This is a genomic window from Pedobacter sp. GR22-6 (genome assembly GCF_037402555.1).
Lineage (GTDB): Bacteria > Bacteroidota > Bacteroidia > Sphingobacteriales > Sphingobacteriaceae > Pedobacter.
Genome location: NZ_JBBEUC010000001.1, coordinates 675,207 through 696,221 on the forward strand (window position 1 = coordinate 675,207; position 21,015 = coordinate 696,221).

Annotated in this window: 12 protein-coding genes; 9 read left to right on the plus strand and 3 right to left on the minus strand. The window is 46.2% G+C overall.

What is annotated here, in order from left to right; translation table 11 throughout:
- The first annotated feature begins 112 nt into the window (after positions 1-112).
- From WAE59_RS02990 to WAE59_RS03005, 4 genes are read left to right on the plus strand one after another with little or no spacing between them, the layout of a single operon-like run.
- Complete coding sequence (locus WAE59_RS02990) at positions 113-3,457, plus strand: SusC/RagA family TonB-linked outer membrane protein (RefSeq protein ID WP_337854446.1); 3,345 nt, start codon at positions 113-115, stop codon at positions 3,455-3,457.
- A 49-nt stretch (positions 3,458-3,506) separates the two neighbouring features.
- Positions 3,507-5,321, plus strand: coding sequence for a RagB/SusD family nutrient uptake outer membrane protein (locus tag WAE59_RS02995; protein ID WP_337854447.1), 1,815 nt, complete (start codon positions 3,507-3,509; stop codon positions 5,319-5,321).
- A gap of 22 nt (positions 5,322-5,343) precedes the next feature.
- Positions 5,344-7,257, plus strand: coding sequence for an alginate lyase family protein (locus WAE59_RS03000; protein ID WP_337854448.1), 1,914 nt, complete (start codon positions 5,344-5,346; stop codon positions 7,255-7,257).
- 20 nt (positions 7,258-7,277) lie between these two features.
- Complete coding sequence (locus tag WAE59_RS03005) at positions 7,278-8,471, plus strand: glycoside hydrolase family 88/105 protein (protein WP_337854449.1); 1,194 nt, start codon at positions 7,278-7,280, stop codon at positions 8,469-8,471.
- Positions 8,472-8,530: 59 nt separating this feature from the next.
- Here the strand turns inward: WAE59_RS03005 and WAE59_RS03010 are convergent, their stop codons facing one another.
- Complete coding sequence (locus tag WAE59_RS03010) at positions 8,531-10,999, minus strand: mechanosensitive ion channel family protein (protein ID WP_337854450.1); 2,469 nt, start codon at positions 10,997-10,999, stop codon at positions 8,531-8,533.
- A gap of 111 nt (positions 11,000-11,110) precedes the next feature.
- On the opposite strand from WAE59_RS03010, the gene WAE59_RS03015 reads away from it, so the two are divergent.
- Positions 11,111-11,959 carry a hypothetical protein gene (locus tag WAE59_RS03015; protein ID WP_337854451.1) on the plus strand — a complete coding sequence of 283 codons (849 nt, stop codon included), beginning with the start codon at positions 11,111-11,113 and terminating at the stop codon, positions 11,957-11,959.
- A 53-nt stretch (positions 11,960-12,012) separates the two neighbouring features.
- Here the strand turns inward: WAE59_RS03015 and WAE59_RS03020 are convergent, their stop codons facing one another.
- Both WAE59_RS03020 and WAE59_RS03025 read right to left on the minus strand, forming a co-directional pair.
- The gene (locus WAE59_RS03020; protein WP_337854452.1) at positions 12,013-13,023 is read right to left on the minus strand and encodes a zinc-binding alcohol dehydrogenase family protein; all 1,011 of its coding nucleotides are present in this window, start codon (positions 13,021-13,023) and stop codon (positions 12,013-12,015) included.
- Between the two features lie 30 nt (positions 13,024-13,053).
- A complete protein-coding gene (locus WAE59_RS03025; RefSeq protein WP_337854453.1) occupies positions 13,054-14,328 on the minus strand; it encodes a hypothetical protein in 1,275 nt (424 codons plus the stop codon).
- A 319-nt stretch (positions 14,329-14,647) separates the two neighbouring features.
- On the opposite strand from WAE59_RS03025, the gene WAE59_RS03030 reads away from it, so the two are divergent.
- The 4 genes from WAE59_RS03030 (at position 14,648) to WAE59_RS03045 (ending at position 21,011) form a co-directional block, all read left to right on the plus strand.
- The gene (locus tag WAE59_RS03030; protein WP_337854454.1) at positions 14,648-15,271 is read left to right on the plus strand and encodes an RNA polymerase sigma factor; all 624 of its coding nucleotides are present in this window, start codon (positions 14,648-14,650) and stop codon (positions 15,269-15,271) included.
- A gap of 52 nt (positions 15,272-15,323) precedes the next feature.
- On the plus strand, positions 15,324-16,250 hold the full coding sequence (locus tag WAE59_RS03035; RefSeq protein ID WP_337854455.1) for a FecR family protein: 927 nt from the start codon (positions 15,324-15,326) through the stop codon (positions 16,248-16,250).
- Between the two features lie 184 nt (positions 16,251-16,434).
- On the plus strand, positions 16,435-19,569 hold the full coding sequence (locus tag WAE59_RS03040; protein WP_337854456.1) for a TonB-dependent receptor domain-containing protein: 3,135 nt from the start codon (positions 16,435-16,437) through the stop codon (positions 19,567-19,569).
- 8 nt (positions 19,570-19,577) lie between these two features.
- Positions 19,578-21,011, plus strand: a complete 1,434-nt coding sequence (locus WAE59_RS03045; protein ID WP_337854457.1) for a hypothetical protein — start codon at positions 19,578-19,580, stop codon at positions 21,009-21,011.
- Positions 21,012-21,015 lie beyond the last annotated feature (4 nt).

Sequence of the window (21,015 nt, forward strand, 5' to 3'; positions counted from 1 at the left end):
GGGACAGGGCTTCTATTGTCAAGTTAACACTGAAATATTAACCTAAACCAAAACTATGAAATATAAACCTTTACTAGTAAAAATTATGAAAATAAGTTTTTTACAGTTAATAATGGCTTTAACCATTTTAGGTAGCGGCGTTGCAAAAGAAAGCCACGCTCAACCTATCCTGGAAAAAAAAGTGAGCATAAATGAATCGGACGCAGCACTTAAAACTGTTCTGAACCAACTGGAAAAAAGGTACCAGATCAATTTTGTGTACAGTCCGGAATTGATAGATATCGGAACTAAAATTAATGCTTCTTTTTTGAACAGGCCGCTCGCAGAGGTACTCAAAAATATCTTATACAATACCAAGCTAAGTTATGAAGTTTCTGGAGATGTCATCGTGATCAGGAATCTGACCCGGCAGAACAGAAGCCAGCCAGCCCTGACAGAAGCTCAGCGCCTGATCGAGATGCAGGTCTCAGGGAAGATCACCGATGAGAAAGGGGATCCTATCCCTGGGGTAGGGGTGTACATTAAGGGAACAGATAAAGGGACCATTTCGGATACGGGAGGAAATTACGAGATCCTCCTGCCCAATGGGAATGAAGTCCTGGTCTTTAAATATGTAGGCTACAAAACTCAGGAAATCGCCGTGGATACACGCAGAAAGATCAATGTTGCCCTTGAACCTGACGTCAGCAGCTTGAATGAGGTTGCAGTGGTGGCCTTTGGTACGCAAAAGAAGGAAAGTGTGGTGGCCTCCATCTCTACCGTAAATGTTCGGGATGTGAAACAGGCTGCTCCGCGTTCCCTCACCAATGCCCTCGCGGGTAAGGTATCTGGTCTGATCTCTGTGCAGAGAAGCGGGGAACCTGGTTACGATGATGCTCAGTTCTGGATCAGGGGCATCAGTACTTTCGGTGCGGGCGCCAGTCCTTTGGTTTTGGTAGATGGTGTGGAACGTCCCATCAGCAATATTGAACCGGAAGAAATTGAGACCTTTTCTGTGTTAAAGGATGCGGCCGCAACTTCTGTATACGGTGTGCGTGGCGCAAATGGTGTGATACTGGTCACGACAAGGAGAGGCGCAAGGCAAAAACCGAGCGTCAGCTTCAAACTGGAAAATGGCAGCAACAGACCTACCCGTCTGCAGGAATATGTCGATGGCCCAACCTGGCTGACCTTATACAATGAAGCGCAACTGGCCACCAACCCTGCCTTTATTTCACCCTATACACCTGAAATCATTGAAAAATACCGTAGCGGCGAGGATCCTTACCTATATCCTAATGTCAATTGGCTGGACATGATGCTGAAGAATCACGCGGCTAACCAAAGGGCCAATCTGAACGTAACCGGGGGCAGCGACATGGCGAAGTATTTCATGTCTGCGGGCTATTACCAGGAAGATGGGATCTGGAAGGGTGACAACCTGAATACTTACAATACGAATGCGAAGGTCAAACGCTATAACTTCCGCGCCAATATCGATATGAACCTGAACAAGGATACCGAGCTTAGCCTGGGACTGGGCGGGATTCTCGTGACATCCAACTACCCTGGCGTGGGTGCCGGAAACATTTGGAGCACCATCCAGAACAATACGCCCATAGGTTATTCACCTACTTATCCTGATCCGGCAAACCCTAACAAATTTGTTTATGGCGGGATCAGCAGCCTGATCAATCCTTATGCGCAACTGACCGGAACGGGCTTTGTCACAGAATGGCGCAACAATATACAGTCTGACCTGACACTGAAACATGACCTGTCCAGGTTTGTAAAGGGTTTAAACGTACAGGGTAAATTTGCTTTCGACGGTTACAATTACCACAACATTAATCAAACCAGGTCTTATGCTGCAAATAGCGACCAGGTCGATAAATATTTTGCTACGGGCCGTGATGCGAACGGTAACCTGGTACTGACCAGATTGGTCACCGGAAAGGCCGACCTTGGTTTTTCCAAAGCCTCAGGGGGTAACCGTAGGATCTATTTGCAGGCAAACATCGACTACAACAGGAGCTTCGGCAAACATGATGTGAAAGGGCTGTTGTTGTATAACCAGCAGGATTATCAGAATGCGGATGCTAATGATGCCATCAGCTCCCTGCCTTTCCGGCTTCAGGGTTTGGTATCACGCCTTTCTTATGGATACAACAGTCGCTATTTCCTGGAGGTCAGTGCAGGCTATAATGGTTCGGAAAACTTTGCCGATGGTCAGCGCTACGGACTTTTCCCTGCTGTTGCTGTCGGTTGGATCGCCTCTGAAGAACCCTTCTTTAAGAACAACGTCAAAGGGATTGAATACCTGAAATTCCGCGGATCATGGGGCCTAAAAGGAAACGACCAGATTGGTGGACGTCGATTTGCCTACCTGACCACAGTTGGTGGTGGCAACGGTGGTTACACTTTTGGCCTGGATGCCAACAATGGTTTCGGTGGACGTGGCGAAGACCAGTGGGGTGCTAACCTGACCTGGGAAAAGGAACGGGAGGTCGATCTGGGTATTGAAATGAGGTTCCTGAAGGGATTCAACCTCCAGGCTGATGTCTTCAAACGCCATCGTGAAGGGATCTTCTTGCAACGTGCCTCACTGCCTGCCATGCTGGGACTACAGAACAATCCCTATGGAAATTTAGGTGAGTTTGAGAATAAGGGATTTGAAGCCACATTGGAATACCGGGCCCGGCTTGGTCAACTGGATGTTTCGTTCAGAGGTAACTACACTTTCGCCCGTAATAAATTGCTGAATACCGACCAGCCTGACTACATGTATACTTACCAGAACAGGGTTGGCAAAAGATTCAACCAGCCATTCGGCTTAATTGCGACAGGCTTGTTTAAAGATCAGGATGACATCACCAACTCCCCCGTACAGCAATTTGGTACCGTAAGGCCGGGAGATATCAAATACCTGGATTACAACAATGATGGTGTGGTGAACTCCTTTGACCAGGTTGCCATTGGCAACCCCGCAGTGCCTCAGGCCATCTACGGATTTGGCAGTACACTGGCCTTTAAAGGTTTTGATGTTTCTGTATTTTTCCAGGGCAACGGTTCGGCAAGCTTTACGCTCGGAGGCACAGGCTGGTATCCCTTCCAGGGTGGAGGATTGATCGGCAACCTCAACGTCAATAGCCTGGACAGGTGGACACCGGAAAATCCAAGACAGGACGCCTTGTTTCCACGCCTGTCCTTCGGAGCAAATTCCAATAACTTCCAGACTTCTACCTGGTGGCAGCGCGATGGCAGTTACATCAGGCTGAAAACCGCGGAGCTGGGTTACACCATTCCGAAATCACTGACCAGGAAGCTGAAGATCAATACCCTGCGCATTTATGCCAATGGACTGAACTTATTTACCTGGAGTAAATTTGATTTTTGGGATCCTGAACTGGGCAGCGCAAACGGTGGTGCTTACCCGATCCAAAAGACATTCAATTTTGGTTTGAACCTGAACTTATAGTTTGCATCTCGCTAACCGAATTTAAAATGTACATTAAATCAGAAACATCATGTTAAAGAACAAATCAACATATATATTCCTGCTCCTGTCATCAATGAGCTTCTTGTCCTGCAAAAAATTCCTGGACAAACAACCCAACGACATGCTGAGCATCGATCAGGTATTCGCCATCAGGCAGGAAACCGAAAGGTACCTGGCCAATGTATACAGTTACATTCCTGATCCACTGCTTTGCAATGGTACCAATTATACACCAATGTCGGATGAGGCCGACTGGGTATTCAACTGGCCGCACCAGCAGATCAATACCGGCAACTGGTCGCCCGTTTCCGCTCCTTATGACATATGGGGAAAATATTATAAGGGCATCAGGGCCGCCAGTACCTTTATCAATAGGGTGGCAGAATGTAAGGAATGTGATGAACTCAATGCGGGCATCACCACACGCTACCGGGAAGAAGCCAGGATACTCAGGGCCTACTATTATTTTCTCCTGATTCGCCAATATGGCCCGGTGACGATTTTACCCGATGTCCCGCTGCCAATAGACGCGCCATTATCTGAAATTCAGCTACCCAGGAACAGCTATGACGAATGTGTGGATTTCATCGTTTCGGAATTGGATAAGGCCCAGCAAGTATTACCGGAGGAAGCCTTGAATACCAGCGATTATGGCAGGACGACCATTGGCATGGCCAGGGCTTTGAAATCAAGGGTATTACTTTATGCCGCCAGTCCGCAATGGAATGGAAATACAGCGTATGCAAGCTTTAAAAATAAGGATGGCAAACAGTTGGTCAACCAGACCTATAACCAGGACAAATGGCGCAAGGCGGCAGCGGCAGCAAAAGCGGTGATCGATAAAATGCCTGATGGTCTTTATAAAAAAAATGCAGCTGACGGAACTTTTGATCCATTCCTTTCTTATCAGTACCTTTTCCTCGACCGCTGGAATAAGGAGGTGATCTGGGCCAGACCGATGACAGGGGATGTGCTGCGCTACGAGCGCTGTGCTGCACCTCGACAGCTCAATGGCTATATCGGACTTGCACCAAGCCAGCAACTGGTCGATGAATATGAAATGGAAAATGGATTGCGTCCTTTTACAGCGGCTGGTACAACAGCAGTTCCGGTCATCAATCCTGCATCAGGTTATTCTGAAACGGGCTTTTCAACGGTCGCAACAAAATATACCAAGGCTGGAATCCACAACATGTATGTAAAACGGGAACCCCGCTTTTACGCATCCATTGGTTATAACGGCATGGATTGGTTATATAAGGGCGCGGATGGCAAGACGAATACCCGCGTAGAGCTTTATGCAACGGGAAGGGACGGCTACAATGGTTCCAATGACCATTCCAATACCGGATATACCACAACCAAAATGATCCACCCGGAGAGCGACGTCAGGAACACCAAGCACGTATTGAAATCCTGGATCTTCTTCAGGTTAGCGGAGGCTTACCTGAACTATGCGGAAGCATTGAACGAGTACGAGCCGACGAATCCGGACATCTACACTTACATCAACCTGATCCGTGAAAGGGGCGGTTTGCCGGCAATCCCTCCGGGCTTGAACCAGGAGCAGCTTAGGGAACGGATCTGGCATGAGCGTAAGATCGAACTGGCTTTCGAAGAGCACCGTTTCTGGGATACCAAACGCTGGAAAATTGCTGAACAAACGGATGCTGCACCGATCTATGGAATGAATGTGACCGCAGGAACAAGTTTTACGGACCTCAATTTCTATAAACGTACAGTCGCCGAATCCCGTGTTTTTCAAAAGAAGCACATGCTCTGGCCAATTCCGCAATCTGAAATGGACCGGAATGATAAACTGGTACAGAACCCTGAATGGTAAAATAAATGAATATATAGATAAAATGAATAGATACCATAAACGCTGGGTCAGGGCTTATTTAGCATGCTTGCTGCTTATCGTGTTTTTTGCCGAAGCCGGCAGAACACAGGGGATTGGCGGCGGCATGCATCCCCGGCCCCAAATAGATTTTGTCAAAAATCAAATCCGGCTCAGGAATGAGCCCTACCTTTCAGCTTATCAGATGCTCCTTAAAAAGGCAGACTCGGCTTTAGCATTGGAAAGCCATGCACTCGAGGATTTTAGCATACCGGGATATTATCAGGATAAGATAGGCCACCAAAAGAATTCTTTGGCCTTCCAGCTTGACGGCATCTCTGCATACAGCTGCGCCCTGGCCTACCGGCTTGGCGGGGAGAAAAAATATGCGAAAAAAGCGCTCTTCTTTTTAAATGCCTGGGCAAAAGTCAATAAAAAGTATTCCCAGCTGGACGGTTCCCTGGTGATGTCCTACTCGGGAACTACATTTATGATTGCTGCGGATTTACTGAAAGCAGATAAGGCCTGGAAACCGGCGGATCAGGAATTGTTTCGGACCTGGACCAGGAATGTATTCCGCCATGCCGCCAACAGCATCCGCTACAGAAATAACAATTCTGGCGACTGGTCGCGCTTTGCCTCCTTGCTGGCCGACGTTTACTTAAATGATCAGGAGGATTTTCAACAGAATGTGGCACTCATCAAAAAAGATCTGTTTGACAAGATCGCTCCGGATGGCCATATGGTAGAGGAAGTAAAGCGCCAGGTGAAAGGAATCTGGTATACCTACTTTTCTCTTGCACCCCTAACGGCATCCAGTTGGGTGATTTACACGCAAACTGCTGAAGATCTATTTAAGGTGGAAAGAAATGGCGCATCCATCAAAAAAGCACTGGATTACCTGTTATACTACAATCAGCACCCGGCGGAATGGAAATATGCCAAAAATCCAGAAACAAACCTGATCTATACAGAAACCGGACCCTGGCCTGCAAATTTACTGGAGGCCATGAATGGCATCTATCATGGCGCTGAATATGAACGCTTTGTATCCACTTATCGTCCTGTAATGTACCCTAAGCATGACTATGCCTGGACATTCCCGACCTTGATGCCGCTGAGCTTGACGGGATTTAAGCAGGTTCAAAAACAGGCGGCCGCTAAGCCACCAAAGCTGCAAAGTGATGATTTTAAGCTGGTTTGGGCAGAGGAGTTCAATTATAAAGGGGCTCCTGATCCAAAAAAATGGATTTTTGAAAAGGGATTTGAAAGAAATGAGGAACTGCAATGGTACCAGGAAGACAATGCCTGGTGTGAAAATGGGAATCTGATCCTGGAAGCCAGAAAGGAAAGGAAACTCAATCCCAATTATGTGGGTGACAGCAATGACTGGAAGAGGAACAGGAAGGAGGCTGAATATACCTCTGCAAGTATCAAAACAAGGGGACTCCATACCTGGTTGTACGGACGTTTCATCATGAGGGGCAAAATCGACATACGCGACGGAATCTGGCCTGCCTGGTGGACCCTGGGGATCAAAGGGAAATGGCCGGCTACAGGGGAGATCGATATCATGGAATATTATCGCAAACGTTTATTGGCCAACATTGCTTACATGGGTAGTGATGGTAAGGATGCATGGTTCAGTACAGAAAAGGACATCGAAGAGATGGGCGGTACGGAATGGGCAAAGCAGTACCATGTTTGGCGGATGGACTGGGACGAGCAGGGAATTGCACTTTATGTGGACGATCACTTGCTCAATAAATTAGAAATGAGCAAATTAGTCAATCAGGATAGAACTCATATCAATCCCTTCCAACAGCCGCATTACATGCTGCTGGATCTGGCAATTGGGGGTAAGCAGGGCGGAAGCCCTGCTAATACCTCATTTCCTGCGCGGTTTGAGGTGGATTACATCAGGGTGTACCAAAAATAGTGTTCTGCAATTATGACAATATGAAATATAAATTTTTCTCTGCAGCAGTGTTCGTGTTCGCGCTGATCCATTTTGCATTTTCGGTCAGCGCCCAGAACGCGCGCGCTGCTGCTTTTAAACCCGCGGCAATCTACAGCATGATGAAGCGTGTGGCTGATTGGCAAATTGATACCTGGAATACAAAAGGTTTCAACCATCGCAAAGTAGATTGGACTAACGGAGCCTGCTATACGGGATTTGTTGCTTTTGGGAACATTAAAGGCAATTCGAAATATCATAAAGTGCTGATCGATGTAGGCAATGACCTGGGATGGAATACTGGACGCATTCGATTTTATGCGGATGATTACTGTGTCGGGCAAACTTACGCGCAGCTCTACAGCAAGTATAAACAAAAGAAAATGATCCTGCCTTTCAAACTGCTGGCGGATAGTATTGTGAGGGCTTCTCATAATGAACCGCTGAATTGGAAAAATAACATTCAGCACAGGGAATGGGCCTGGTGCGATGCCTTATTCATGGGGCCTCCATCTCTGGCGTACCTGAGTACGGCTACCGGCGAGCAGCGATACCTGGATATGGCCAGTAAGCTTTGGTGGAAGACGACTGATTTTTTATACGATCCCGCTGAAAAGCTTTATTTCAGGGATGAAAGCTATTTCAAGAAAAAAGAAAAGAACGGTGCCAGGGTTTTCTGGTCCAGGGGGAATGGTTGGGTGCTGGCCGGTTTGGTGCGCGTGTTGGAAAATATGCCTGAAAAACACCCGGATAGGCAGAGGTTTGTGAAATTATTTCAGGACATGGCGGGCAGGATTGCCGAATTGCAGCAAGCGGATGGAAGCTGGCATGCTTCATTGCTGGATCCGGAAAGCTACCCGATTAAAGAAATGAGCGGTACGGGTTTCTTTTGTTATGCAATGGCCTGGGGACTGAACCAGGGTTTACTTGCTGAAAAGACTTATTTGCCTGTGGTAATGAAGTCCTGGCTGGCCTTGACCTCTGCTGTCCAGCCGGATGGTAAGTTGGGCTATGTTCAACCCATTGGGGCCAGCCCCGCTAAGGTTGATGCCAATAGTACGGAAGTTTATGGTGTCGGGGCGTTTTTACTCTCCGGTGTTGAGCTGTATAAATTCACAAAAAAACATCCTGTCCACTGCTATTACTCAAATGAACTAAATCACCGGCAGCGTACGTACAAACCAGGCCATAGGTAAAGTCCATGGAGGGAAGAACGAAGATGATGATTACTTCGACCTGATTGCCAATACATAGCTCAGCCTTTTTTTGGCTCAGGACTGTGCTGAATGTGAATGTCGTGTTGCGGAAAAGGGATCTTGACCTGGTGCTTTTTAAAGGCTGCGTTTATCGCAACGATCATATCGCTCCTGACCGTCCCGGCTTCCCTGAAATCTCTTGCCCAGAAATACACCTTAACATTAATGGAACTGCTGTCAAACTGTTCATATAGCACTACTGGAGCTGTTTTTTTCAAAATCCGGGGATCCGCCTCCAGAATCTCCAACAGAATGGTCTTCACTTGATCCAGGTCTGCCTCGTAATCAATGCCCAGAACAATGGACATTCGCCTGCGGTTGCCGCCAAGGGTCCAGTTGATCAAGTGTGAATTCAGTAGGTCTCCATTAGGCATTACTACATCGGCACCATCCCAGGTGGTGATCACACTGCTGCGGAATCCAATGGATTTCATGGTTCCTGCCTGCCCGTCAATGTCAACGATATCGCCCACATTTACGGGCTTTTCAAAAGCAATGATGAGCCCGCTGACTAAATGGTTTACCATAGTCTGAAGGCCAAATCCAATACCCACACCTAATGCACCCAGCACGATTGCGATTTTGTCCACAGGTATTCCTGCCGCTGCGATGGCCAAAAACAGCCCGGTAGCCAATATGGTGATCCGGACCAGCAGCAGCCAGCTGCCGATACCGCGTTTCTTGTCTTTATCTTCTTTGTCATGAACAAGATGCGCATCAGAAGCGAAAAAGGATACAATTTTTGAGACGATCACTGCTACACCCATAATCGCAAAGAACAACACAAGGCTGTTGATACTGAATGTATAATTACCCAAAGTCCTGTCGCGACCGAAAAAATCCCGCAGTGGTCCGGCGAGGTAGTCAAATCCTGCAAAGTTCCGCCCAAATAGAATGATCCAGCCCAGGATCAGCATGACATATAACAATACCGGAACCTTTTTGCCGACCCGATCAAAGTTCAGGTAAAATAGTTTCTTATCCTGTTGTGTATAAACACTGAAGGCCAGATAAAGGCCTTCATTAATGAGCCTTATGGTCCACAAGAAGAGAATAGCCACAACTACATTCAGATAGCCGCTGATCAGTAGTGTTTTCGAGAGGTTGTATCTTCCAAACAGATTCGCTGGAATAGAAAGGAACTCTAACACGACCATAAAGCCAATGGAGAGCACAATCATTTTTTCCCTCAGTTCCTGCTTCTTGCCGGTCATCAGGATGAAAATGCCACTGATGGTTCCCGTGAGAGACAGCCCGAGCATAAACCAGCGCTCAATCCGGGAAGCCTGAAGGATCAGGTTATCAAAAGCCGTTACTAAAAAAAGGACCACCATCAACAGCCATACACGCATCCAGTACCTGGTGATGAATTTATGAAACATGATGCTCAAACTGATGCAGGATATCATCCAGAAGATCACACTGAGTATAAATGGGGGCGATAGAAAAATGAACTGGAATATATTGATGACTAAAACAATCGCAGAGAGTAGTGGATAGCGTAAAACCAGTTGCCCGTCGAAATCTCCGGTCAACAGCTCATTTTCTTCGTATATGCGCTTTAGGGAACGTAAGTAATAGCAAGAGCAAAGGGTCAGCAGTAAAAGGATGATTAGTTTCCCAGAGTTGTTTTCTGCATAGAAGATCAATGTCAGCCAGCCTTTTGTCTCGGCCTGTTTTAGGATTTCCCCGAAAGGACGGTAAGCGGCTGCGGGTTCCCAGATGTTTCCAAAATCACGACCTAAGCTATTTTCCGCCATATCTTTCTGGAATACGGCAATCTCATCAAGCCCGGTTTGTAATTTCAATACCAAAATATTTGCGCTGTTGAGCAGCGTTTGAGCGGTCATGCTCGATTGCTTTAATGTGCTGTCGATAGGATGTACCTCATAGGAAGCAACTGCAATTTTCTGAAGGTATTTGATCAGTATTGCCGAGTCTGTCGGAAACTTAAACAGTGAGGGTACGCTGAGTAAAGAATCCAGTTGATAACGATAGGTATTAAGGGCTTCCTGATGCAGGTCCAGATTTGCTTTAAGGGATACTGCTTTGTTGAGCAATTGACCTAGTATCTTTGAGGTAGCAGTCAGGTTTCTAAAGGTTTGTCCGCTCCCCGGATTGCTCAGTACACCATCGCTGGCGGCAACAAAATCCTGTTCAATCAAATGGAGGGCTGCTTTTGTTCGGACCGTATCTGCATGCGATCTTAAATAGATCTTGGCTTTTTGCATCGTCCTGTTGATCTCTTCAAATACCTTGATCTGCACGATCGTGGCTTTATCGGCTTCAAATTCTGCGGAACTTTCTCTCGCATATTTTTTTGAAAGGCCCTGCATTTTGGCCACGAAATTTTTACTGCTGTCGGCCTGTAGGCTGTCTGGCCGCGCCTTTGCTTGCTGAGCTGCGCTGGATAGGCCCATCAGGGAACTCAGTAAGAAAATCAATAGGTAAGAAGAGAAACTTTTCATGTTAGGAGAATGCAGTATGCAAAATAAGCACTAGAGCCAATTTATAAAAATAAAATTGCTTTGTGGGACATTTAAATCGATATTGTTATATTTGATATAAATCAGAATCCTATGAAAAAACTTTACGCCCTTTTTATTTTGGTACTGCTTTCCGCAGGCCTTCAGGCCCAAACAGGCAACTCTTCAAAAGATGACATCCTTCAAAAAACAAACGGCGAAGAGATGAAAGGTAAAGTGATCAGGATCACTGATTCCGATATCACTTTCGTGTATTCCGGCGAGACTGCTGAATATGTTTTCAAAAAATCGGATATCCTGAGAATCGTGCATTCCAGCGGCAGGGTAGAGTTGATCAGTCAGGCCGGATCAGCTGCACAACAGCGTCAGAATGATGCAGTCGCGATGTCCGCTTCTCCCGCAGATCACCATAATAAAATTGCCATTCTCCCATTTACCTACCTGATGGACAACCAGCCTGGTGCAGATGCCATTGGATATAAAGCCCAGGAAGATACCTATAGTTTTCTTTCGAAAAACTCAGCCGGTTATACTTTGATTGATCCGAGGACAGCCAATTCTTTACTGAACAAAGCGGGCGTAACCCGGGACAAAATGGTGAATTTCAGTATGAAAGAGATTTGTGACATATTGGGCGTAGAATACGTCATAGATGGATCTGTGACGCAGAATAAGGGTTATCAGACCAGTTCCAGTACAGCCTCTTCAACCGCAAAAGTGAAACGCGACGGCGACAAAGATCTGAAAGGCATCACCACCTATGGTAGTAGTTCCAGCAATGCTGTCCAGCGTTATGATGTTTCAGTAAGTCTGCACATCTACATGGACAATAACGCGAGCATCTATAACCAAAGTCATAAGGCCTTCTTGTCTAATACCGACGGCTCCTACACCAGCCCCCTGGAATATTTATTGAAACGCTGTCCTTTGTACAGGAAATAGCCTGCAAACATTCAGTAAATACCTTTCTTGAGCAGTGTAGAAACCCGTTCTTCCTAAAACTCAATCACCGTTTTGCCAATAGCCTTTCCGCTCTCCAGCAACTGGTGCGCTTGCTTCAGGTTATCGCTTGTGAAGCCTGTCAAAGTATGATTTAAAGTGGATTTTAGCGTCCCTGCATCAAGCAATTCCGCGACCGTATTCAGTATGTGGTGCTGCTCGACCATATCTGCTGTCTGGAACATCGCCCGTGTAAACATCAGCTCCCAATGAAAACTGACACTCTTGCCTTTCAACTGGCGCAGGTTCACACTTTCTGCAGGATCACTGATGGAACCGATTCTGCCCTGTGGCTTGATGAGCTCAACCATTGCCGACCAGTATTGGTTGACATCCACAAAATCCAGAATGAAATCTACCTGCTCAAATCCGGCATTTCTAACTTCCTCAACCAGGTGGTTATGGTTCACCACAAAATCCGCACCTTGCTCCTTACACCATGCTGCACTTTCAGGGCGGGACGCTGTTGCGATGACCACCAAACCGGCGACCTTTTTCGCAATCTGTATCGCAATTGAGCCCACACCGCCTGCACCTCCAATGATCAATATCGACTTTCCATTGTCCTGCTGGTTGATGCGGATCCGGTCAAACAAAATTTCCCAGGCTGTTAAAACGGTAAGGGGCATGGCTGCGGCCTTGGCATTGGATAAAGCTGTTGGTTTTTTACCCACAATTCTTTCGTCTACCAACTGGTATGCTGCATTACAACCGCTTTTGGTAATGTCCCCGGCATAGTAGACGGCATCACCTTTTTTAAAAAGGCTGACCTCGGGACCAATTTCTTCTACAACACCGACTGCATCCCAGCCGATGATTTTGGGTACTTCCAGGGCCTGGTCTTTTGCACTTCCCTGACGAACCTTAAAATCAACAGGATTGACGCTGATTGCCTGTATCTTTACCAGTATATTTCTACCCTCAACTTTTGGTTTTTCGACTTCAAATTCAATAAAACTTTCTGATTCCGTGATTGGGAGGGATTTTCTAAAACCTATAGCTTTCATATTTTGATTTCAATTTGAAGCCCAATTTATTTAATCTGCTTGAATATCGTGTGGAGCAGAAGTCATTTGTTTTCTAAAATACGGAGCGTCTGCCAAATATTTAAGAATGGACTCAGGGTCTTTATCCTTAACTTCATTAAGGGTGAAAGCCTGGATATGCCCCAGTTTCAACAAGGATCCGCATCCTGCATCCTTAAACAGCTTGCTCAGTTTTTCATTTTGATCAATGTGATAGGAATTGAAGTCCGGAAGCTTGTCGATGGACAGGTATTTTTTATCCACCATTTCTACCTCCAGCATGCGGTTCAGCTTTTCACCCTCGGGTGTATCGTTGTTGGTCAGGAAGAGGAATGTATGCAGGATGAGTTTGTTTTCATATAACTTAACTGTGAAATAACCCACTTTCTCATCTGCGACCAGGTAGTCAACCTGACTTTCATAACCATTCCAGTGGTGGGGGATGCGCTCCTGAAGGAAAGTCAGCAGCAGGATCTCATGCATAATTCCGGGTGTAACATTGATCCTTTCATTTAACCGCTGCAGCGCATGCTTCGTAATATACAGGTCCAGGGGGATGTCCAGGCCCTGCACTTTAAAACCCAGGGCAGAGGCTTTTACTTTAAAATTTTCCCATTTAAAATCAGGGTTGGCCCAACCCAGCCTGATCGCATCTCTAGGTCCTTTTGCCGTCTCAACCCTTTCTATCGGGGGCTTGAAAGCATGGATCAGAATGTCATTTTGGGGATTGAAAGCGGCGAAATACGGTGTCATGGAGATATCAGCCCTATAGATGCGGTCGTTGTAATCACTCAGAAAGCGACAGGTCTCCGTAACCAGCTCATGCAGCAGTTCCTGGATATTGTGATGGAGCTCGCTTTCAGGATGATAGGGGGCAAATGCCGCCTTGATCTCCAGCAATCTGGGGTCACCTGCCGCATCCAGCGTGCTGATGCCATCTATTAGGGTTTGCGCTTCAGAAAGGTACCAGGCTAAGGGAATCTGAGCTGTTCCGGTAAGGGGAATTTCAATCCCTTCCATGAGCTGTTGCAACAGCTTATGGAATTGAACAGCCCTGGTCTTTGAAATCTCTGAACCAGGTGCTGCTTTGGCCTTTAAACTGGGGTAACGGCACTCGTATAATTTCTGAATATAGATCTCCGGGAATTTTTCCAGTAGGGTACTTCCACCGATCATTTCAATGATGGCTTTCGTCCGGCTGATGAAGCGTTCCTTCATGGCCTTACGCTGCTGCTCTAAAAGTGCTGCTGTTTTACTGGCGGCTAATTTCTTTTTCTTCCTGTCCATACCTGATTGGGCTTGATCAAAATTATGCAAAATACATGCACAAAGCCAAAATTCCCCCGATGATTAGTGCGGAAAATATTTTTTAAAATAAATACTACTAATTTAGTAGTATTTATTACTTTTGTCCCAGCGGGTTGTTTACTCATTGCAACCCGATCTTTTATTCCTGCTGTGAAGCACGAAGCTCGTTTTAATTTATATTTGGTTAATCAGGGAAAATCAGGATTGATTTTCCCTGATTTTTTTTAAACCCGTAACGTTGTTTATAACGCCGGCTTAATATGAAGTTCATAATCTGAAGATACTTTTGTCACAGATTATGATGAAACAATTATCTGATAGGGATTTATTAACGCTTCTCAAGTTAGATGATCATAAAGCTTTTGCTGAAATCACGCAGCGGTACTGGCAGGATTTGTTCAAGCACCTGCGTCTCAAAATTAAAAATGGGGAAGATGCACAGGATATGGTTCAGGAAATTTTCCTCAGCTTCTGGAAAAACCGCAACAGTATTCACTGCGATGAGCAGGGCCGACTTTCATCCTACCTTTTTAAAGCTGCCAGGTATGCAGCCATCAATTATTTCAGCAGACCCGGAATCACCATCGCAGGCATGGAGGTGCTGGAGCAAATGCTCGCTTATCCGACTGCGACAAAATCTGATGAAAAAATCCTGCTGAAAGAACTCCATAGCGTCGTAGATGCGGAACTTAGTGAACTGCCCGAGCGCCTCGTGGTTCCTTACCGCCTCAGCCGTGAGCAACATATGTCTATTAAAGAAATCGCTGCTTATCTTTCGATCTCTGAACAGACGGTGAAAAATAACATCTCTGCTGTAATCCAACGCATCCGTTTCCGGATAGGTCAGTACAATTCTGATCCAACCATCATCCTCATCATCGCTGCTGTTACCTTATTAAATCAGTATGAATTGATCTTTTGATAACATTCACTTAAAGTACCTGAAGGCTTTTGCTGTGATAGGTATTGTAGTGATGTCAGACAAGAAAAGAGAACAGGAACTCAAAGAAATCCTGAAAAGATATGTAAACAATCAGGCGACACCGGCTGAAATGGAAGCCGTCGACCGCTGGTACGATGTACTTGATTTTGAGGCTTCGACCGCACAGCTTTTCGTCGGGGAAACAAATGAACCCCTGGTTAGGGAAAGGAGGGGACATCGTTTAAGGTTCTGGTCTGCCGCCGCTGCAATCCTGCTGCTGGCTTTTACTTCAGTATGGTTTTTCAATGCTAAAAACACCGTGCAAGGTAAGGACCTGCTCATCAGCTCCGCAAAAACAGAGCGTAAACAATTGAAATTATCGGACGGTACGGAAGTGATCCTCAATACGGGGTCTGAATTGGTCGTCAGCAGCGATTTTGGAGAAAAACAGCGACAGGTGCAACTGAAGGGGGAGGCTTTCTTTAAAGTGGCCAAAGATGCAGGGCGGCCTTTCATCATCCGTTCGGGTCAACTCAAAACCCGGGTATTAGGCACTTCCTTCAACATCAGCGCTTATCCGGAAAGGGAACGAATCAAGGTTTCTGTGCTGACAGGGCGTGTGCAGGTCTCGGAGACGAGAGCGAAAACCGATACCATACTGGCTGAAAGCATGAGCTCCAACCAAACGATCAGTTTTTTCAGGAAAACAGGCAGGGTCGAATTGAATACGGAAGACGCCTCCCTGATCACCTCATGGCGCGACAATAAATTGTACATCGATAATGCTTCCTTACAGGATATCGCTGAACTGTTGCAGGGTTTCTATCACCTGGAGGTGAAGGACCTTAGCAGGGCGAAAGAAACTGACCGCTACACCATTCGTTTCAATCGCGAATCGATGAAAGCGGTGCTTGAAATATTAACTCAGCTGACCAAAAGGGAATTCCGATATACCAACAACAAGATCACCATTAAATAAAATGTCATGTAAAAGATAGAAAAATAAAAAACCGGATATGCGCTAACATTCCCGGTTTTAGACGGAGCGCTGTAGCAGTGCTCCGGTATTTCCAATGAATTCGTAAAACATTAAAAACAAAACAAATATGCAAAAATTTTACCCGGGTTGCAAATACCCGCTATGGTCACTTTTTAACCTAAAAATGAAGTTAACAATAGCCCTTCTCTTTTTCTCCAACCTCCTCATTTACGCTGGCCCGATCTCCGGCCAGTCGATGCACGAGGTAAAGATCAATTTGTTTGCCAAAGATATGCCCCTAAAGGAGCTGATTGGCCTGATCGAAAAGCAAAGCCATTTTGTCATCGGTTACAAAACTATGGAAGCCCTGCAGAGTAAAAAGATAACCATTGATGCTAAAGCGAAATCTATCGCCGCGATTTTGAATGAAGTGATGGCCCCAGCCAGCATCGAGATCAAACAGATCAGCGATAAATACATCATCATCAATCCGAAAAGATTCATTGTCCCTACTGTAGTCTCAGGTGTGGTAAAGGACAAAAGAACAGGTCAGACCATTCCCGGCGTGAGTATCAAGGTGAAGGGTACAGTCATCGGTACTCAAACTGATATCGACGGTACTTACAACCTTTCTGTTAAGGAAGAACGCGCAAACTTTACCTTGGTGGTATCTTATATCGGATATAAAGCCCAGGAATTCAACATGATGCGCTCTGCCACAAGCATCACACAAAATGTGCAACTGGAAGAGGATCGTCTGGGACTGGACGAGGTGGTGGTAACCGGCCAGGGTATCGATGTAAGTAAACGACGTCTTTCTACGAATGTAGTGAGCATTAGTGGTGCGGATATCGAAAAAACTCCTGGTAGCAGGATTGACCAGTTGTTACAGGCTAAATTGCCGAACGCACAGATCAGACTGACCGGCGGACAGGCGGGTGCAACGTCCATTATCCGTGCCCGTGGCGTGGTTTCTGCATTCATGAACTCTACTCCGGTGGTTTACGTAGACGGCGTGCGGATGGACAATCTGAATACACCTTCTGCATTAGGCGGTGGTTCTGCTTCCGGCGCAGGTGTAAGTGCTTTGGCTGATATCCCTATGGATAACATCGAGAAAATCGAATACATCAATGGGGGTGCCGCTACAACCTTATATGGTTCTGATGCAGCGAATGGCGTCATCCAGATCATCACTAAAAAGGGTGGTTCTGAACGTACGGCCATCACTGTAAATGCTGAAGCAGGCCCTGAAGTTTCTACAAATGATTTCCTGCATTTCAAAAGAACGAAGGACATGTTGTTCGAAACAGGAACTTTTCAAAAATATAACCTGGGCATCAACGGAAGCAAAGGCGGATTGGGATATAGCTTCACTGGCGGCTACTTAAATAGCTCGGGCGTGCAGATCATGGATCAAAATGCAAACAGAAGGATCGACATGCGTTCGGGTTTCAGAGCTAATATTGGCGACAAGGTTACTTACGAGAGCAGTTTCACTTTCGTCAACAACAGTTTCAAAAGAAGCAGGAATGGCAACCAGGGTGGTTACACTGGTCTTTGGTTTTTGGAAAGTGGAGCTTCGAAAATTAGCGGACCGGTCAAAAATCCCCTGATCGACGACCTCAATGATGAAGATTTTCAGAAATTAAAAGATTATGTGAGAGAAGCGGAACGCCTCCAGGACAATGAGATCGTAGTCAATCGCTTCCAGACTTCCCAGACTTTCAACTACCGTCCTATGGAAAGCCTCGTGATCAAGGCTGTAGGAGGGATCGATTACCGCACAACTAGGAACAAGGTAATCACCACCAATCAATACATTACGCACACCACTGGCAACCCGAGCACGGCTGGTGGAAGTATCAATAATGCGGATAGAAAATACTGGGGCTTAACAATGGAGTTGAACGGTCAGCATAAAGCTGAACTGGGTGATTTCTCCTTTGTGACAACTTTTGGAGGACAGCTTTTTCGCAATGAGGACCGTCAGGTCGCCTATAATGGCACTAACGTAAGAGACGGTATGCGCGACATCCGGTCGGTAGGTGTGTCTACTTCCAATGAAATATTTACTGAAGTTGTCAATTACGGACTCTATATCCAGGAGAATTTGGGTTACAGGAACAAGTTCTTTATTGATTTTGGTTTGAGGGGCGACGGAAACACAGCCTTCGGTAAGGAAGTTGGCGTGCAGTACTACCCTAAAGTTGGTTTTGCTTACATCCCGACAGCGGAACCTGGTTTTAAAGATGCACTTCCATTCGTTTCTTCAGCGAAACTTAGGGGCAGCTATGGTTTGGCAGGTAATTTCCCTCCTCCGTTTATGAACCAGCGGACGATTTCCTTTTCAAGTTACCTGGGTACACTGGGCGCTTCTTTTGGTAATCCGGAAGTTGACCTGAGACCCGAAAAAACAGCTACTTTAGAAGCCGGAATGGATCTGGGCTTGTTGCAGGACCGCATCGTAATCACAGCGGGCTTCTACCACAGCATCACCAATGATGCACTTTTCCAGGTACCTGCCACACCTTCTACAGGTGAAGTTCCAACAATAAGAAACGTAGGTAAGATCTTAAACCGCGGTCTGGAATTTAGTTTAAATGCTACTCCCCTGAAAACTCAGGACCTTTCGCTATCTGTTAACTTGTCTGCAAACACTTCATACAACAGGGTGCTGAGTTCGATGGGCAGCGCGCCTTTCAATCTAAACGGATTCAGTGAGCGTACCATTCAGACGGTAGTTCAGGAAGGATTTCCTGTTGGATTCATCCGTGCTGGTTCTGGTACCTTTGGTGCTGACGGAGTGATGAATTCAACAACACCACTGCAGTACCTTGGAAGCACCATTCCAGACCTTTACGGTAGCATGGGCCTCAACCTCCAGTTTAAAGATTTCAATTTCTTCGCCAATGCAGATTATCAGTCCGGTGCATATGCGAGTAACTGGGATAAGCAGTTCAGGTTCAACTACGGCGCAGGTAACGAAGGGATTCCTCAGGGCGAAATCGATAAAAATGGCAGAACCAACTGGCTCAACTTTACCAATATGTTCGTGGAGAAAACAGATTTCATCAAAGTAAGGACAATTGGTGCAAGCTACCTTTTCCGCGGTCCTAAACTGGGTAAAACGATCAAAAACTTGACCCTCGGTTTCAGCGTCACTAATCCATTGAACTTCGCATCTTCTGCCTTCGATCCGGAGAATACCACCAGTGGTAGTGCACAGGGACAGGGCAGGGCAACAACCGGTGGGGTTTCTTATGCTACTTATTCCGCACCGCGCCAATTTTTAGGTTCTGTTAAAGTTAATTTCTAATGTTTATAATGATGAAAAAATATATAATTTATCCTGCACTGGCGATGGTCTTAATGCTGGGCAGTTGCGAACTGTTTGAGGTGGAAAATCCTAACCTGATCGAAGATCGTTTCCTTGGTGCCCCTAATTCGGCAGTGGAATGGACAGACGGTATGCGCCGTCAAATGAGTGTAATGGTGGCTTCTAATACAGAGTTTATTGAACTGGTTTCCGACAATTATTTCAATAATTATACAGCCAGTAGTAAAGTATTCGATATCCCTCAGATCAATTTCTTTGATCAGGATGTCGCGAATCTGCAAGCAGGTATTCATCGCCTGATGGAAATGACGGATTATGGACTCACAAAGGTACTTCCTGCAGATGCTGCATCAACGAATCTTCAGAAAGCGGAATTATTGATGTATAAAGCATATGCGCACCTGCTATTTGCTGATCTTTTTATCGCTGCCCCAAGCAAGCCCCTGGGAGAGGTGCTATCCCCTCAGGCTCATCGCGATGCAGCTATAGCGTTGCTGAACGAGGCTCAACCACTTTTCAGCTCCGCCGACGATAAACTGGTTTGTGCACTAATGAGGGCACGTGCCTACTATGGTTTAGGTAACGCCGCTCAGGCCCGTACTGAAGCGACTACCGCTATCCAGAATCCGCTTTTGCTCAGACAAGTCATGTACGGAACGGCTAACGGTCCTTCCAATACTTTCCAGGGCAATATTTTTGTCACCAGTGGCAACAATGCCTTCGCCCCACTTCCAAGACTCGATTTCCTGGATCCTAAATATTTCAATACCAACGCTACAGCGGCCCTGGATCAAAAACCCATCGCCATCGCCAAAGCGGAAGAGGCTTACCTGATCATTGCTGAAGCAATGGTGTCTTCAAATGACCTGAGCGGAGCAAGGACGACCCTGAAAGCCATGTTGACGGACTGCGTTTCCAAAAGGGCGACTACCAGTCTCAGCGATAAGGCGGAAACACGTAACGGGGGCAATAAAGTCTATCCTGTAACCGCAATGAAAGTGAAATTTGATGCAGCCTCTGCTGAAAAAGATGGTTATATCCTCAATAGACAAACGGGCAACATCACGGCCTACCAGGTTTCTGGTACTAAAGTGACCGCTGCAGAGATCGATGCGGCAAGCACGCAGGATGCATTATTATATTTAGTTTACCTGCTAAGACAGGAAATCTTCATGTCGGAGGGCCGCCGCATGACGGATCTTGGAATCCGCTTCCCGGTTTCCGAGCGCGAACAGCTGGGAAATAGTAATGTTAAACCTGAACACACGCAAGCAATCATGCCTGCTTTTATTCCTAAAAACCGCGAAATGGATGATTTTGAAATCAACACTGCGACGGGTGTAGTGACCATGAAACACGACATGAACAAAGTGTTGGTACAGAACAAGACGGCTGCCGGGATCATGCCTTTCATCAATTAAATAT

Excerpts from the sequence above, each read along its gene's own strand:
- WAE59_RS03030 (WP_337854454.1), top strand. The coding sequence starts at position 14,648 with ATGATGAAACAATTATCTGATAGGGATTTATTAACGCTTCTCAAGTTA.
- WAE59_RS03005 (WP_337854449.1), top strand. The coding sequence starts at position 7,278 with ATGAAATATAAATTTTTCTCTGCAGCAGTGTTCGTGTTCGCGCTGATC.
- WAE59_RS02995 (WP_337854447.1), top strand. The coding sequence starts at position 3,507 with ATGTTAAAGAACAAATCAACATATATATTCCTGCTCCTGTCATCAATG.
- WAE59_RS03040 (WP_337854456.1), top strand. The coding sequence starts at position 16,435 with ATGAAGTTAACAATAGCCCTTCTCTTTTTCTCCAACCTCCTCATTTAC.
- WAE59_RS03025 (WP_337854453.1), bottom strand. The coding sequence starts at position 14,328 with ATGGACAGGAAGAAAAAGAAATTAGCCGCCAGTAAAACAGCAGCACTT.
- WAE59_RS03015 (WP_337854451.1), top strand. The coding sequence starts at position 11,111 with ATGAAAAAACTTTACGCCCTTTTTATTTTGGTACTGCTTTCCGCAGGC.
- WAE59_RS03020 (WP_337854452.1), bottom strand. The coding sequence starts at position 13,023 with ATGAAAGCTATAGGTTTTAGAAAATCCCTCCCAATCACGGAATCAGAA.
- WAE59_RS02990 (WP_337854446.1), top strand. The coding sequence starts at position 113 with ATGGCTTTAACCATTTTAGGTAGCGGCGTTGCAAAAGAAAGCCACGCT.
- WAE59_RS03000 (WP_337854448.1), top strand. The coding sequence starts at position 5,344 with ATGAATAGATACCATAAACGCTGGGTCAGGGCTTATTTAGCATGCTTG.
- WAE59_RS03010 (WP_337854450.1), bottom strand. The coding sequence starts at position 10,999 with ATGAAAAGTTTCTCTTCTTACCTATTGATTTTCTTACTGAGTTCCCTG.
- WAE59_RS03045 (WP_337854457.1), top strand. The coding sequence starts at position 19,578 with ATGATGAAAAAATATATAATTTATCCTGCACTGGCGATGGTCTTAATG.
- WAE59_RS03035 (WP_337854455.1), top strand. The coding sequence starts at position 15,324 with ATGTCAGACAAGAAAAGAGAACAGGAACTCAAAGAAATCCTGAAAAGA.